This window comes from Rhizobium sp. Root1204, from assembly GCF_001424965.1.
Classification (GTDB): Bacteria; Pseudomonadota; Alphaproteobacteria; order Rhizobiales; family Rhizobiaceae; genus Pararhizobium.
Genome location: NZ_LMCZ01000040.1, coordinates 86,348 through 100,301 on the forward strand (window position 1 = coordinate 86,348; position 13,954 = coordinate 100,301).

Consider the following 13,954-nt stretch of genomic DNA (forward strand, 5'->3'; position numbering starts at 1 on the left):
TAAAGCCTGCAAAACCGGTCTGAGGCTTGACCTCGGCCCAAGTTTCCGCAAAAGGCACAGCAACAGAATTCGATCGGACAGGTTTCAAGACCATGGGTTTCAAATGCGGTATCGTCGGACTGCCGAATGTCGGCAAGTCCACTCTTTTCAACGCGCTGACCAAGACGGCGCAGGCGCAGGCGGCAAACTATCCGTTCTGCACCATCGAGCCGAATACCGGAGAAGTGGCTGTGCCGGATCCGCGCATGCGCAAGCTTGCCGATATCGCCAAGTCCAAGGAACTGATCCCGACCCGCATCTCGTTCGTCGATATCGCCGGCCTGGTGCGCGGCGCGTCGAAGGGTGAAGGTCTGGGCAACAAGTTCCTCGCCAATATCCGCGAAGTTGATGCGACGGTACATGTGCTGCGCTGCTTCGAAGACGACGATATCACCCATGTCGAGGGCCGCATCAATCCTGTCGGCGACGCCGAGACGATCGAGACCGAGCTGATGCTCGCCGATCTGGAAAGCCTGGAACGCCGCACCGAGCAGACGCGCAAGCGCGCCGCATCGAAGGACAAGGAATCCCTCAGCTTGCTGCCGGTCATGGATGCGGCTTTGAAGCTGCTGCAGGACGGCAAGCCGGTGCGCACGCTTCTGCCGACACTGGATGCGGAAGAAAAGCTCATCCTGCAGGGTCTCAATCTTTTGACCGCCCACCCGGTTCTCTACGTCTGCAACGTCGCGGAAGCCGATGCTGCAACCGGCAATGCCCATACCAAGGCCGTCGAAGCCATGGCCAAGGCGCAGGGTGCAGAAACCGTCGTTATCTCGGCTGCGATCGAATCCGAAGTGGCGCAGCTGCCGGAAGAAGAATCCAAGGAATTCCTGGAAGCGCTAGGCCTGCATGAAGCCGGTCTCGACCAGCTGATCCGCGCCGGCTACAAGCTGCTCGACCTGATCACTTATTTCACCGTCGGCCCCAAGGAAACGCGCGCCTGGACCATTCCGCGCGGAACCAAGGCACCGGCCGCCGCAGGCGTCATCCACACGGATTTCGAACGCGGCTTCATCCGCGCCTTCACCATTGCCTATGACGATTACATCGCGTTTGGCGGTGAAACCGGCGCCAAGGAAGCTGGCAAGGCGCGCGACGAAGGCAAGGAATATGTCGTTCAGGACGGCGACGTCATCCACTTCCGCTTCAACACCTAAACGGAGCGTGGGGCCGTACGGGCGGCTGCGCTTCCGACAGGAAACTCAAGACACGGCAACGCCGTTCGTTAACTCTAGCGAACGGCGTTGCCGTCTGTAGCGTGTTGCGGCCGCCTTGGCGCTTGCCCTTCAGCCGATCGGCTATATGTTGCCTCGCAATCATTTGAGGAGTTTTCAATGCGCCTGATTCCTGCCCTTCTGCTTTCAACCGCCCTCATCACACAATCAGTGCAGGCCGCGGATATCAGCCATCAGGGTGCGCAGGAACTCGAGCGGAAGTTCACCTCATTCCTCCCGGAAACCCTGGCAAAGACGGGCCTGATCAAGGTGCGGCCCGGCACCGCCGATTACGAACTGACCTTCGATCCGACCGTGCTTCTGAAAGACATCGATCCGAAAACCTTCAGCATTTCCGGCCTGAAGCCACTGCTTTCGCTGATCCGCCCGATGGACGATGGACTCTGGCATTTCTCCCAGGCCGCTGATCTCGATGTGAAGGGACAGTTCACTACAGGACCCGAAAAAACCGACTTCACCTACAAGATCGACGCGATGCGCGCCGAAGGCATTGTCGATCCCGATCTGTTCTATTTCAAAACCGCCGACATGTCCGCAGATGGCATTTTCATGACGTCGGTGTCACCGCAGCAATCCGTCGAAGCCCGGTTCGGATCGATGACGTCGACGATGAACTCGACGCGGGCGACGCCGCAGACCATCGACATTCGCGGCAACACGGCGCTGAACGGCTTTACCGAAACGATCATCGATCCCTTAAAGATGAAGGTGGATATTTCCGCCGATACCGTGACAGCGGATGTCGCCGTCAACGGCCTTGCCTACCGGCCGCTGCAGGATCTTGTTTTCTTCGTTTTCGACAATGTGAAGAAGGAAAAGCTGCTGGCAACCGAGCAGGTTCGCTTGAAATCGCTGATACGCGCCAACCTGCCGATGTTTGAAAACCTTCTGGAATCAATCGAGATCGCCAATTTCAAGATCGCCACGGCCACCGGCACCTATGGTGCGGAAACCTTGCGCTACACCATCGACACCAACGGCCTGAAGGACGATGCGAAAGTCGGCTTCGGCGTCACCATCGACAAACCATCGCTGCCGCCCGGACAGGTGCCGGAAGCCTTTGCCTCGGCGCTTCCCCAAACCGTGACCGCCCGTATTTCACTGGAAAAGCTCAATCTGGCCAGCGGCATCACCTATCTGATCGACCGCGCCAACTTCGACGCCGACAAGCCGCTGACCGACGAACAGTCGGCCGAGGCCGGCCGCATCTTCCTGCCGGGCGGCGCCATGACGATCCGGTATGACGAGGTCTCGGCCCGCTCCGCCGTCTACGATTTCAGCCTGTCGGGCACGACGACTATCTATCCGGAACAGCCGGACCGCCAGAACACCGATGTCACCCTCTATGCCAAGGATTTTGACAATACGGTTTCCTACATGCAAAAGAACGCCGCAACCGTGCCGGAATTCGGCCAGGCGGCCTTCATGCTGCTGATGATCAAGGGTTTTGCCAAGCAGACGCCGGATGGCCGTCAGATGTGGAATATTACCGTCGACGAAAGCAAGAAGGTGAAGATCAACGGTCAGGACCTGCCTTTCCAGCCTTGATCCGGCCCGCCACCGTAATCCTGTTTCCATTTCCCAGGACACGTGCGGATGCTAGAACGTCCGTGTTGGAGGATATTCAGCCATGCTTCATTTCGAGGATTTTCCGGTCGGCAAACGGTTCGATTTCAAACCGGTCGTGGTCAAGGCCGAGGAGGTCATCGCCTTTGCATCGGAATTCGACCCGCAGCCGATGCATCTGTCCGAGGAAGGCGGCAGGGCCAGCATTCTCGGCGGATTGGCGGCCTCCGGCTGGCATACCAGCGCGATGATGATGCGGATGCTCTGCGATAGCTACATCCATGAAACGGCGTCGGAAGGTTCTCCCGGCGTCGACAGCATGGAATGGAAGAAAGCGGTGCTTGCCGGCGACACGCTGTCCGGCAATTGCACCGTCCTTGAGGCGCGTGTCTCGCGCTCAAGGCCCGAGATCGGCATCGTGCGGCTGCGCGCCGTCGTCGTCAACCAGCGGGGCGAGACCGTGGCGATTTGCGACTATGCCAACATGATCCGCTGCCAAACGGCAGGAGACGCTGCATGAAACTGTCCGACCTCCACCCCGCAGGTACGCGCGAAACCATCGGCACGGTGACGTTCAGCCCCGAAGACATCATCCATTTCGCCGAAAAATTCGATCCGCAGCCGTTTCATCTCGATGCGGACCTGGCCAGGCAATCGTTGTTCGGCGGCCTCTGCGCGTCCGGCTGGCACACCTGCGCCGGATGGATGAAATGCTTCGTGCCGTACTGGCTGGGTGAAATGAAGCGGCTGGCGGCCGAGGGCCTCGTTGCGCCCAAGCTTGGCCCCTCGCCCGGCTTCAAGGACATGCGCTGGCTGCGGCCGGTCTTCGCCGGCGACACGATCACCTATTTCGTCACCTTCGTTGCGGCAAAGGACCTGGAATCACGGCCGGGATGGCGGATCAACACCATCCTGTGCGAAGGCGAAAACCAGGATGGCCAGTCGGTCATCCGGTTCGAAAGCAAGGTCATCGAGTTCCCTTGAGAACCGTCATCAGACCTTGGCTTGATAGACCGGGTGCAGGTGTGAGGTGATCCCGGCTGGCAGCAGCGAGACGATAGCCCGCCGCAACGCCTGCCAGAAAATACCGATCATCAAAACGACGACGCCGACCGCAAGCACGGTGACGGAAAAATAGTCGCTGAAAGCCACCCCGCCCCGCTGCAGGATCGTCCAGATCGCCAGACCGAGCGATACCAGTCCAGAGGTGACAAAGGCGCGCCGGTCGATAATCAGGCCGATGACCATGAAGACGATGACGATCGCAAGCACCGCGGCCGCATCCGCCGGTGATGTTGCATCTCCCCACCATTCGCTGGAAAAATTGCGCAGGAAGATGAGGGACAGCATGGCGTAGAGCAGCGCCGGAGCAGCTGCGAGATGCAGCCAGAATGCCACGTCGGATTTACGGCTTTTGCGGGTTGGATCGGCGACATCATAGGACATTGCCGCCGAAAAGAGGCCCAACGCGCTGATCAGGAACACGCTGGAAACCAGACCGGAATGCTCGGCAAGAGCCTCGGTCGAGCCGTAGGCCTTGGCAATCAGCACAAGCACGATATCCATGGCGAGCAGGAACAGCGCCAGAAGCGTTGCCGCCAGCGCCAAGGGCACCCGGTATCGCCAGTAAAACGCTGCCAGAACGGCAGCAAAGATCGGCAACACCATCAGCCAGTTGATCAGGGTGTCGAGTTCCTCTGGAGCAGCCACCTCGATGACCAGCAGAGCAAACATGCCGGTCCAGTGGAGGAGAGCCACAGTCAGCGCCACGGCGGGCAACGCAAGACGTTGCCTCCGGATCAGGATCTCGGCCAGGATGATGATGGCCGGCAGAACAGCAAACAGATTGCCGATACCCCAGAGGCCGACGAGCGCCACGATGACGCCGATGGTGATCAGGATATCGTGGAAACCGCGAACGAAACGCGGCTGCTCGCTTTCTTCTGCCAGAAGCGCGTCATCGGCGAGCACCGCCGGACCGGCCACCCGGCGTTCTCCGCCTCCGGCTGCCATCTTCGCATCCAGCAAAAACGGCACCAGCTTCTCCGCCTGCGCTGAGGTGATGATTCCCTCATTCGCAGCTGCGGCCATCGCTTCCTGTATCGACGTCATAGATGGCTCCCGCCGTTTCTTCAGTGGCCGTCGAATTCGATCAGCGTGCGAACCTCGACACCGAGGGCTTCGAGCTTCTTGCGGCCGCCGAGTTCCGGCAGGTCGATGATGAAACAGGCGGCGACGATATCGGCACCCATCTGCTGCAAGAGCTTGGTCGCGCCTTCGGCGGTGCCACCGGTGGCGATCAGATCATCGACCAGAACCACCTTCTCACCCGGCTTGATGGCATCGCGGTGCATTTCCATCTCGTCGACGCCGTATTCGAGACTATAGGCGATGCGGACGATATCGTGCGGCAGCTTGCCCTTTTTGCGGATCGGAACGAAACCGGCCGACATCTGGTGCGCCATGGCGCCACCCATGATGAAGCCGCGTGCTTCCACGCCCGCAACCTTGTCGATCTTGGTGCCGGCAAAGGGCTGGATCAGCGCATCGATCGCACTACGGAAAGCGCGCGGATTGCCAAGCAGCGTGGTGATATCGCGGAACATGATGCCTGGCTTCGGATAATCCGCGATGTTGCGGATCGAAGCGATCAGTTCCTGCTGAAGAGAAGAGCTCATGATGGTGGGCATGCCTTTGCGGACGTCTCAGGGAGACGAAGGCATAACATCAAAGCTCACGTTTTTTATAGTGCTTTCTGTTGGAAACAATTCGGGAGCAGGACCTGTTTTGCCCTGCTCCGCGATATCGGCCTATTGAGCGGTATCAGTGGTCTTGAGTTTTTCCTGCACCTTCTTTGCGACATCGGGATCAGTCTGTGCTGCGGTGATGATAGTCTTGTATTCATCAAGCGACATGTCCGGCGACTTCTCGACCGCATTGATCATCTGCTTGTTGGCCTCGTTCTGAAGTTTCTGCTTGTTCACCGCGTCCTTTTCGGCCCCGATCTTGGCGGCATAATCCTGGCGGACCTTGTCGACCTGCAGATAGGCGACGGCAAAGGCTTCGATCTTTTGATCGCTGATGGCAGCGGGAGCCGTGCCCTGCATCGGCTGGGTCGTCTGTGGTTCGGCTGCACCTTGGGCAAAGGCCGGCGAGTTGATGACGATCAGGCTGAGTGCCGCAGCGGTCAGGGCTGCAACGGGCATGTGGCGAATGGTCATATGCGTGTCCTTCCTTAAGTCAGTCTCAAGACGGTTTTCACCAATTTTTCCGAAAGGGGCTACCCCCGGTGCCAAGGGTTGAGGACAGATCGGGCGACAATGTGACCCTGAAAAGGAAGCTTCAAGGCCATGTCGCGTTCAGAAAACGGGGGCTGCCCGCAATATTGTGAACGCCAAGCAAGCGATCGGCGGAACCATCGGCACCATTTTCGGTTATACTTGCTTCATCCGTCTGGTCCGAACGCCTTCCAGGCGGACTATGCAAACGCAAGGAGGAGCATCATGCGATTGTTTGAATGCGGGACCCTCGTGCCCGGCTGCGAATGGCACACCCACGCCGACAGCGACGCCGAAGTCGTCCGGCGGGCCGTGGAACACATGCGTACGGTGCACGGAGAAACGCTGATTCGCGAAAACATGATCGACAATATTAAGGCGCGCATTGTCGAAGAGGCGAAAGTCGCCTGAACCTCAGCCCTTTCAGACCGTCGATTGCAGCCGGGCAACCAACGTTGCCCGGTCGGCATTGAAATTGCCGTCTACCCATTTCTCCTCAAGCTGGCCAAGAATTTCGCCGACCCGCGGCCCGGCGGGAATGCCGGTGGCCAGAACATCGGCCCCGGTCAGCGGAAACACGGGCTTCTGCCATTTCTCCGACCGCGTCAAAAGCCGTTGCAGCCGTGCCGTCTCAGGTAGCAGCGCCGGATCGTTTTCGGCTTTCTGCCGCACGGAGGCGAGTGAAAGCCGCAGCGACGTTGCTATCCCCTTGTCTCCGTTCCGATACAGCAACCGGTCGAATGCGGTATCGGCAATCTCGGCCGGCAAACGTGGGGCCTTGGTCCAGGCAGTGAAATAGACCGCTTCCGCCTTGGACAACCGCAGCCGCTTAGCCATCGCATCCAACCGCTCGGCGTCAGGCGGGACGATCGATGCCAGCCTGAGCAGCGGATCGGGTTGCCAGCCAAAAGCCTGTTCGGCGGCAATCAGCCCCGGGATCGCATCGATACCCCATTTCTCGCTTTCCGGCAGGATTTCGCTCAACACGCCGGATGTCCGCATCCAAAGCAGCGCCCGGCCCGGATCGCGCGCCGAAAGCAGCTTCTTCAATTCGGACCAGACCCGCTCGGCCGACAGTGTCGATAGTTTCGAGCGCGCCTGGGCGCAGGCGCGAAGGCCGTCGGCATCCGGGCGGCCAGAGCCGTAATGCGCAAAGAAGCGGAAGAACCGCAGCACCCGCAGATAGTCTTCGGCCACTCGCTCGCTGGCATTGCCAATGAAACGGATATTGCGTTTCTCGACATCGGCCAAACCGCCGACGAGGTCGATCACATCGCCCTTCGCATCGGCATAGAGCGCATTGATCGTCAGGTCACGCCGCTCAGCATCCACTGTCCAGTCCGTGCCGAAGGCGACCTCGGCATGACGGCCGTCCGTCTCCACGTCCCGACGCAAGGTCGTGATTTCGTAGGGCTTTCCATCGATGACCAGGGTCACCGTCCCGTGTTCGATCCCGGTCGGTACCGCCTTGATACCCGCAGATTTGGCGCGTGCGACCACCACTTGCGGCAGAAGCGTCGTCGCCATGTCGATATCGGCGACGGCAAGCCCCATCAGGCTGTTGCGAACGGCACCACCGACCACACGCACCTCGCCGCCATCGGCGTTGAGAAGATCGAAAATGCGCGTCAGCGCGGGCGCCGAAAACCATGTTTCAGCGGCAACGGAAGTCATGCATAAAGCCTTTCATACAACATGCGGACAATGCCCGCCGTAATGCCCCAGATATGCTGTTCGCCATAGGGCATGCTGTAAAAATGCCGCTCGGCACCCTTCCAGGTCGCCTGGCCGCGGCCGTGATTATCAGGGTTCATCAGGAAGGACAGCGGTACGTCAAAGACGATGTCAACTTCCGCAGGATTCGGGATGAGGTCGTAACCCGGCTGGACCACGGCCAGAATCGGCGTAATGCGAAAGCCCGACATCGCCATATAATAAGGCAGCCGGCCAACCGTTTCGACAAACCGCCGGTCAAGGCCGATTTCCTCTTCGGTCTCGCGCAGGGCCGCACGCTCCGGCGTATCATCCTGCGGATCGATGGCGCCGCCCGGAAAGGAAACCTGGCCGGAATGCTTGCGCAGTGTCGCCGTGCGCCGGGTGAAGATTACCCGCGCCTCGTCGCCATCGTCGATGACAGGCACGAGAACAGCGGCATCCCTGAGTTTCAGGGTCTCAAGATAGGGAACAGTGTCGGGATTGAGCAGAAAATCGCCATGTTCCCGCCAGGCCTCTTCCGTGGGGCTGCCGGACTGCCGGAGCGCCCGGCGGCGAAAATCATCGGCTGAAAACAACAAATCCGTCATGCCGACAGCGCTTCCAGTTCCTGGGCGGGCATGATGGCAAAGGTGACGCCGCCAGAGCGGATGGCAAACATCGCCGTGCCGTCGATCGCCACCGTCTCGCCGAGCCCCACCAGATCGTACATCACGGCGCGCGACACCAGCGCTTCCAGCCGCCCGCGCACATGCAGATAGGGTTTCAATTCACGGTTCTCGCCATGCACGACGAAACGAAGCGCATGATCCGGGCCGGCCTCGACGACATCGCCGACATTGGTGCGGAAGGTGATGACGGGCACGCCGTCGCGTTCAGTGACGTTCATCTCGACCGCGACAAAAGGTGCATCGGTGATGCGGATGCCCAGTTTTTCCACAGGAGTTACGAGATAGGTCTTGCCGTCCTCGTCCTTGCGCAGAACCGTGGAAAACAGCCGAACCAGAGGCTGCCGGCCGATCGGCGTGCCCATGTAGAACCAGGTTCCATCAGCGCGGATCTCCATGTCGATATCGCCGCAAAACGGCGGATTCCAGCGCTCGACCGGGGGTAATCCCCTGGTCTGGCCGTTCGTCTGCCCGGCCGCGCGGGTGATCAGCGCCGCCAGTCCTGCAGCATCGCCCGCCTGATGTATTTCCGCATCCGCCATCGTTCCGTCCCGTTTGGCCCTATTCTTGCTTTTTATCGAGCACTGCCTCACGAGATAGTGCGTTGCCCCCGTCTTGTCAGCCACCGGGCGGAGCATAGATTGAAAAAGAGAAACGGAAAGCGCGCTTTTCGCGATTCGGCGCCGTTGCCGGCCACTGGAGACAGACAATGGGTGTGATGAAAACGACAGACGGCGCGGTGGACGACAAGGCGATCATCGCTGCGGCAGAAAAGGCGCTGGGCGAGATTGCCCTCATCCGCAAGGAAGTCGGCAAGGTGATCTTCGGTCAGGAGAGCGTTGTTGAACAGACGTTGCTGGCAGTGCTCTCCGGTGGTCATGCGCTCTTGGTCGGCGTTCCCGGCCTTGCCAAGACCAAGCTGGTCTCGACGCTCGGTACCGTGCTCGGCCTCAATTCCAGCCGTATCCAGTTTACTCCTGACCTGATGCCATCCGATATTCTCGGTTCCGAAGTCATGGACCAGGACGACAACGGCCGCCGGTCGTTCCGCTTCGTGCCCGGCCCGATCTTCACCCAGCTTCTGATGGCCGACGAAATCAACCGCGCCAGCCCGCGCACGCAGTCAGCGCTGCTGCAGGCCATGCAGGAGTACCACGTCACCGTCGCTGGTCAGCGCAACGACCTGCCACAGCCCTTCCATGTTCTGGCGACGCAGAACCCGTTGGAACAGGAAGGCACATACCCCCTGCCCGAAGCTCAACTCGACCGCTTCCTGATGCAGGTCGATGTCGGCTACCCGGAGCTTGCGGCCGAACGGCAGATCCTGCTCGAAACCACCGGCACCCATGAATCCGAAGCAGGCGGTGTTATCGATGCCGCCCAGCTCAGGGATATCCAGCAGCTGATCCGGCAGATGCCCGTCAGCGAGAAAGTCGTCGATGCCATCCTGTCGCTGGTGCGCTCGGCCCGTCCCGGCAACGGCAATGCCGCAACCGACAAGAACGTCGCCTGGGGCCCCGGCCCGCGCGCCGGCCAGTCGCTGATGCTGTGCGCCCGCGCCCGCGCTCTTTATGACGGCAGGCTCTCGCCATCGATCGATGACATCATGGCGCTGGCTGAGCCGGTGCTGCAGCACCGGATGGCGCTGACATTCGCAGCCCGGGCGGAAGGCATGTCGGTGCGGGACGTGATTACCGGTCTGGTCAAGCAAGCCAAGGGATAATGAATGGCTGCCATCGGCCAAATCGTCGAACCGACACCCTCTGGAGACGTCCTTTCCCGTGCGCAGAGCCGCGCCCGGCTGATCCCGGACTGCATGGTGGAAGCAAAGCGCATCGCCAATACGGTGATTTCCGGCTGGCACGGCCGCCGCAAGCGCGGAATCGGCGAAAATTTCTGGCAGTTCCGGCCCTATAGCGACGGCGAGAGCCTGTCGCGCATCGACTGGCGCCGCTCGGCCCGCGACGATCATACCTATGTGCGCGACCGCGAATGGGAGGCGGCCCACACCATCTGGCTCTGGGCCGACCTGTCGCCGTCGATGATGTACAAATCAAAGTTCGGTTCGGTCTCCAAGGAAAGCCGCGCGCTGGTGCTGATGCTGGCACTGGCAGAAATCCTTGCCCGTTCCGGCGAGCGGATCGGCTGCCCCGGCGTCATGGAGCCGGTGTCGGCCCGCAATGCCGCCGAACGGCTGGCGACCGCGCTGATGCATACACCGCTTTCGGGTGGCTTGCCGCAGACGGCCATGATCCGTGGCACCAGTGATCTGGTCCTGATCGGCGACTTTCTCGATCCGGCCGACAAAATCATGGCGCGTCTCGGACCGCTTGCCCGGCGCGGCCTGCGTGGCCATGTCATTGAGATTGCCGACCCGGCCGAAGAGAGCTTTCCCTATGCCGGGCGCACCGAATTCACCGATCCGGAGACCGGCGAGAAGCTGACAGCCGGCCGCGCCGAAATCGTTCGCGACGACTATCGCCGCGCCTACATCGCCCGCCGCGACAGCCTCGGCGAAAACCTGCGCCATCTCGGCTGGACGTTCACACCACATCGCACCGATCACCTCGCCTCCGAGGCGCTGGTCGCCGTGCACATGTATCTCTCGGGCATGCCCGGGCGCGCCACCCATGGAGGCCAGTTGTGAGCTTCCTGCCGTTCATCTTCGCCAATCCGCTAATGCTCGCAGCCCTGGTTGCCCTGCCGGCGATCTGGTGGCTCTTGCGCATGACACCGCCCAAACCGGTGGTGGAGGTGTTTCCACCATTGCGCATTCTCGCCAGCGTCCTGAAGCGTGAAGAAACGCCGTCGAAAAGCCCGTGGTGGCTGACGCTGCTGCGCATGCTGATGGCCGCCGCCATCATCCTCGCCATCGCCGACCCGGTATTCAATCCGCGCACGAACACGCTTTCGGGCAACGGCCCGCTGGCGCTGGTAATCGACAACAGCTGGGCAACATCGAGTGACTGGCAGCGCCGCGTCGAAACCGCCGAAGCGTTGATCGGCGATGCGGAAGCGAAAGACCTGCCGGTCGCCGTCGTCTTCACTGCCGACCAGGACCACAATGCCGTACCCGGATCTGCCTTGACCGCGCGCAACCGCCTTGCTGCAGCAACACCGCAACCGCTGCGGCCGGACAGGCAAACAGCCGTCAATGCATTAAGGACAGCGCTCAACGGCACCACGCCCGGCACATTGGCCTTCCTTTCGGATGGCATCGAGGCCGATGATAGTCAGGTGATGGCGGAACTGGCGGCACTCGCACCGGCCAATTTGCGGTTGATCGAGGGCAGCAACGATCACGCCGTGGCGATCAGCAATTCCGCCAATGATGCCGAATCGATGGTGGTCAGCGCCACTCGCCTCGATACGGCCGGCGCCCGGACCCTGCCCGTCACCGCCTATGACACACGCGGCCGGGCGATCGCCAACGGCTCTGTCGCTTTTTCTGCCGGAGAAGGTCTTGCCAAGGCGACGCTTGCCGCCCCCTTCGAACTGCGGAATGATTTTGCGCGCGTCGGCATCGATGGATTGGCAACCGCCGGCGGCACGTTCCTGCTCGATGACGGCTTCCGCCGCCGCCGGGTGGCACTGCTCAGCGGCGAAGCCCGCGACCAGTCGCAGCCGCTACTTTCGCCGCTCTACTATATCAACCGGGCGCTAGCGCCCTATGCCGACCTGATCCAGCCGAACGAAGCCGACATGGCGGTTTCGATCCCCGAGCTTCTTGCACAGAAGCCGTCGATGCTGATCATGGCCGATATCGGCCGCCTGCCGGAAGAGACGTACGCGCCGATCACCAAATGGATCGAAAACGGCGGTACGCTGGTGCGGTTTGCCGGTCCGCGTCTGGCCGCTGCCCCTGCCGACGATCCACTGGTGCCGGTGACGCTGCGGCAAGGTGAACGCGCGCTTGGCGGCGCGCTTTCCTGGTCCGAACCGCAACCGCTGGCCGACTATCCGGCGCTCAGCCCCTTTGCCGGCATGCCAAGGCCGGAAGGCATTCTCGTCAAACGGCAGGTGCTTGCCGAGCCGACCGCAGACCTGTCCTCGCGGACCTGGGCAAGCCTTGCCGACGGCACGCCGCTGGTGACAACAAAAACGCAAGGGACCGGCCGCATCATTCTCTTCCATGTCAGTGCCGAGGCGACCTGGTCGAACCTGCCGATATCAGGCGATTTCGTCGAAATGCTTCGCCGCAGTGTCCAGCTGTCGCGGAGCGGCGGCGTTGCAAGCGAAGGTGCGGTAAAGGGCCAGACGTTGGCACCGTATCGCCTCTTGAACGCCGACGGCGTGCTGATCAGCGAAACCGGCAAGGCACGGCCGCTGGAAGTTACCGCTGGAAGCACCCCTGTTTCCAGCGTCGAGCATCCGCCTGGTCTCTATGGTTCGGAAGAAGGATTTACCGCGCTAAACCTTTTGCCCCGCGATAGCCAGTTGAAGCCGATCGACAAGGCAGGCTTGTCTATTCCCTACACCACGGAACCGCTCATCGGTGCCGAGGCCTGGTCGCTGAAACCATCGCTGTTTGCTGCAGCGCTCATCCTGCTGCTGATCGATTCCGCCATCGTGCTGTTCATGGGCGGCGCCTTTGCCCGCCTGAGAATGCCAGCGTCGGCGGCAATCGTTCTGGTACTCGCGGCAGGCACGCTGGTCGCCACGCCTGGCCAGTCCTTTGCCGACGACAGCAAGCCGGGGGACGACATCATCCTGCGGCAACTGGACAAGACCCACCTCGCCTATGTCATCACCGGTGAAGCCGATGTCGACCGGCTTTCCGAGCGCGGCCTGGCTGGCCTGACCGATTTCCTCACCTATCGCACGACGCTCGAACCCGGCCCGCCGATCGGTCTCGACATTGCCTCGGACGAACTGGCATTCTATTCGCTGATCTACTGGCCGGTATCGGCCAACGCGCCGATGCCGAGCCCTGCGGCGATCAGCCGGATCGATGCCTATATGCGCTCGGGCGGCACCGTGCTGTTCGATACGCGCGATCAGTTTTCATCGCTGTCATCCGGTTCCGGCACAAGCCCCAATTCCGAGCGGCTGCAGGCGATCCTTGCCGATCTCGATATCCCGCCGCTGGAACCGGTTCCGGCCGACAACGTGCTGACCAAGTCGTTCTACCTGCTGTCGAATTTTCCCGGCCGCTACAATGGCAGCCCGCTGTGGATAGAGGCGCAACCGGACAATGGCTCGCAGCCGACCGGCAGGCCGGCCCGCTCCGGCGACGGCGTCTCCCCGATCATGATCACCGGCAATGATTTTGCCGGCGCCTGGGCAATCGACAGCAACGGCATGCCGCTTTTGCCGACCGTGCCACCGGACGAGCAGCAACGCGAACTCGCCTTCCGCTCAGGCGTCAACATCATGATGTATATGCTGACCGGCAACTACAAGGCCGATCAAGTGCATATCCCTGCTCTGCTCGAACGGCTAGGCCAGTGAGGGC

General features: G+C 61.2%; 14 protein-coding genes. 8 read left to right on the top strand and 6 right to left on the bottom strand.

Annotation, left to right across the window (positions count from 1 at the left end):
• The first annotated feature begins 92 nt into the window (after window positions 1-92).
• The 4 genes from ychF to ASC96_RS24810 all read left to right on the top strand — a co-directional run bounded on the left by ychF (window position 93) and on the right by ASC96_RS24810 (window position 3,824).
• Window positions 93-1,196, top strand: coding sequence for a redox-regulated ATPase YchF (gene ychF / locus ASC96_RS24795; RefSeq protein WP_060506055.1), 1,104 nt, complete (start codon window positions 93-95; stop codon window positions 1,194-1,196).
• Between the two features lie 177 nt (window positions 1,197-1,373).
• Complete coding sequence (locus tag ASC96_RS24800; RefSeq protein ID WP_060505748.1) at window positions 1,374-2,822, top strand: hypothetical protein; 1,449 nt, start codon at window positions 1,374-1,376, stop codon at window positions 2,820-2,822.
• An 82-nt stretch (window positions 2,823-2,904) separates the two neighbouring features.
• Complete coding sequence (locus ASC96_RS24805; RefSeq protein ID WP_060505749.1) at window positions 2,905-3,360, top strand: MaoC family dehydratase; 456 nt, start codon at window positions 2,905-2,907, stop codon at window positions 3,358-3,360.
• Window positions 3,357-3,824 (top strand): MaoC family dehydratase, encoded by a 468-nt coding sequence (locus ASC96_RS24810; RefSeq protein ID WP_060505750.1) that lies wholly within the window; start codon window positions 3,357-3,359, stop codon window positions 3,822-3,824. The genes ASC96_RS24805 and ASC96_RS24810 overlap by 4 nt, the downstream gene beginning before the upstream one ends.
• Window positions 3,825-3,833: 9 nt before the next feature.
• On the opposite strand, the gene ASC96_RS24815 is transcribed toward ASC96_RS24810, so the two are convergent.
• From ASC96_RS24815 to ASC96_RS24825, 3 genes are all read right to left on the bottom strand, one after another.
• A complete protein-coding gene (locus ASC96_RS24815; protein WP_060505751.1) occupies window positions 3,834-4,952 on the bottom strand; it encodes a hypothetical protein in 1,119 nt (372 codons plus the stop codon).
• Between the two features lie 20 nt (window positions 4,953-4,972).
• A complete protein-coding gene (locus tag ASC96_RS24820) occupies window positions 4,973-5,518 on the bottom strand; it encodes an adenine phosphoribosyltransferase (RefSeq protein WP_060506056.1) in 546 nt (181 codons plus the stop codon).
• Between the two features lie 132 nt (window positions 5,519-5,650).
• Window positions 5,651-6,061 carry a DUF4168 domain-containing protein gene (locus ASC96_RS24825; protein WP_060505752.1) on the bottom strand — a complete coding sequence of 137 codons (411 nt, stop codon included), beginning with the start codon at window positions 6,059-6,061 and terminating at the stop codon, window positions 5,651-5,653.
• Between the two features lie 282 nt (window positions 6,062-6,343).
• Between ASC96_RS24825 and ASC96_RS24830 the strand changes: the two genes are divergently transcribed.
• Window positions 6,344-6,529 carry a DUF1059 domain-containing protein gene (locus ASC96_RS24830; RefSeq protein WP_060505753.1) on the top strand — a complete coding sequence of 62 codons (186 nt, stop codon included), beginning with the start codon at window positions 6,344-6,346 and terminating at the stop codon, window positions 6,527-6,529.
• Window positions 6,530-6,541: 12 nt separating this feature from the next.
• On the opposite strand, the gene ASC96_RS24835 is transcribed toward ASC96_RS24830, so the two are convergent.
• The 3 genes from ASC96_RS24835 to ASC96_RS24845 are packed head-to-tail and all read right to left on the bottom strand — an operon-like array spanning window position 6,542 to window position 9,041.
• Complete coding sequence (locus ASC96_RS24835; RefSeq protein WP_060505754.1) at window positions 6,542-7,792, bottom strand: CCA tRNA nucleotidyltransferase; 1,251 nt, start codon at window positions 7,790-7,792, stop codon at window positions 6,542-6,544.
• Window positions 7,789-8,421 carry a CoA pyrophosphatase gene (locus ASC96_RS24840; RefSeq protein ID WP_060505755.1) on the bottom strand — a complete coding sequence of 211 codons (633 nt, stop codon included), beginning with the start codon at window positions 8,419-8,421 and terminating at the stop codon, window positions 7,789-7,791. The genes ASC96_RS24835 and ASC96_RS24840 overlap by 4 nt, the downstream gene beginning before the upstream one ends.
• A complete protein-coding gene (locus tag ASC96_RS24845; protein WP_060505756.1) occupies window positions 8,418-9,041 on the bottom strand; it encodes a DUF1285 domain-containing protein in 624 nt (207 codons plus the stop codon). Before ASC96_RS24845 ends, ASC96_RS24840 begins: the two co-directional genes overlap by 4 nt.
• A 167-nt stretch (window positions 9,042-9,208) precedes the next feature.
• On the opposite strand from ASC96_RS24845, the gene ASC96_RS24850 reads away from it, so the two are divergent.
• The 3 genes from ASC96_RS24850 to ASC96_RS24860 are packed head-to-tail and all read left to right on the top strand — an operon-like array spanning window position 9,209 to window position 13,950.
• Window positions 9,209-10,222 carry a MoxR family ATPase gene (locus tag ASC96_RS24850; RefSeq protein ID WP_060505757.1) on the top strand — a complete coding sequence of 338 codons (1,014 nt, stop codon included), beginning with the start codon at window positions 9,209-9,211 and terminating at the stop codon, window positions 10,220-10,222.
• A gap of 3 nt (window positions 10,223-10,225) precedes the next feature.
• Window positions 10,226-11,146, top strand: coding sequence for a DUF58 domain-containing protein (locus ASC96_RS24855; protein WP_060505758.1), 921 nt, complete (start codon window positions 10,226-10,228; stop codon window positions 11,144-11,146).
• Window positions 11,143-13,950 (top strand): DUF4159 domain-containing protein, encoded by a 2,808-nt coding sequence (locus ASC96_RS24860; RefSeq protein WP_060505759.1) that lies wholly within the window; start codon window positions 11,143-11,145, stop codon window positions 13,948-13,950. Before ASC96_RS24855 ends, ASC96_RS24860 begins: the two co-directional genes overlap by 4 nt.
• Window positions 13,951-13,954 lie beyond the last annotated feature (4 nt).

What these genes read in the sequence shown, in the direction of transcription:
- ychF (WP_060506055.1), top strand. Translation starts at nt 93, where the DNA reads ATGGGTTTCAAATGCGGTATCGTCGGACTGCCGAATGTCGGCAAGTCC.
- ASC96_RS24800 (WP_060505748.1), top strand. Translation starts at nt 1,374, where the DNA reads ATGCGCCTGATTCCTGCCCTTCTGCTTTCAACCGCCCTCATCACACAA.
- ASC96_RS24805 (WP_060505749.1), top strand. Translation starts at nt 2,905, where the DNA reads ATGCTTCATTTCGAGGATTTTCCGGTCGGCAAACGGTTCGATTTCAAA.
- ASC96_RS24810 (WP_060505750.1), top strand. Translation starts at nt 3,357, where the DNA reads ATGAAACTGTCCGACCTCCACCCCGCAGGTACGCGCGAAACCATCGGC.
- ASC96_RS24815 (WP_060505751.1), bottom strand. Translation starts at nt 4,952, where the DNA reads ATGACGTCGATACAGGAAGCGATGGCCGCAGCTGCGAATGAGGGAATC.
- ASC96_RS24820 (WP_060506056.1), bottom strand. Translation starts at nt 5,518, where the DNA reads ATGAGCTCTTCTCTTCAGCAGGAACTGATCGCTTCGATCCGCAACATC.
- ASC96_RS24825 (WP_060505752.1), bottom strand. Translation starts at nt 6,061, where the DNA reads ATGACCATTCGCCACATGCCCGTTGCAGCCCTGACCGCTGCGGCACTC.
- ASC96_RS24830 (WP_060505753.1), top strand. Translation starts at nt 6,344, where the DNA reads ATGCGATTGTTTGAATGCGGGACCCTCGTGCCCGGCTGCGAATGGCAC.
- ASC96_RS24835 (WP_060505754.1), bottom strand. Translation starts at nt 7,792, where the DNA reads ATGACTTCCGTTGCCGCTGAAACATGGTTTTCGGCGCCCGCGCTGACG.
- ASC96_RS24840 (WP_060505755.1), bottom strand. Translation starts at nt 8,421, where the DNA reads ATGACGGATTTGTTGTTTTCAGCCGATGATTTTCGCCGCCGGGCGCTC.
- ASC96_RS24845 (WP_060505756.1), bottom strand. Translation starts at nt 9,041, where the DNA reads ATGGCGGATGCGGAAATACATCAGGCGGGCGATGCTGCAGGACTGGCG.
- ASC96_RS24850 (WP_060505757.1), top strand. Translation starts at nt 9,209, where the DNA reads ATGGGTGTGATGAAAACGACAGACGGCGCGGTGGACGACAAGGCGATC.
- ASC96_RS24855 (WP_060505758.1), top strand. Translation starts at nt 10,226, where the DNA reads ATGGCTGCCATCGGCCAAATCGTCGAACCGACACCCTCTGGAGACGTC.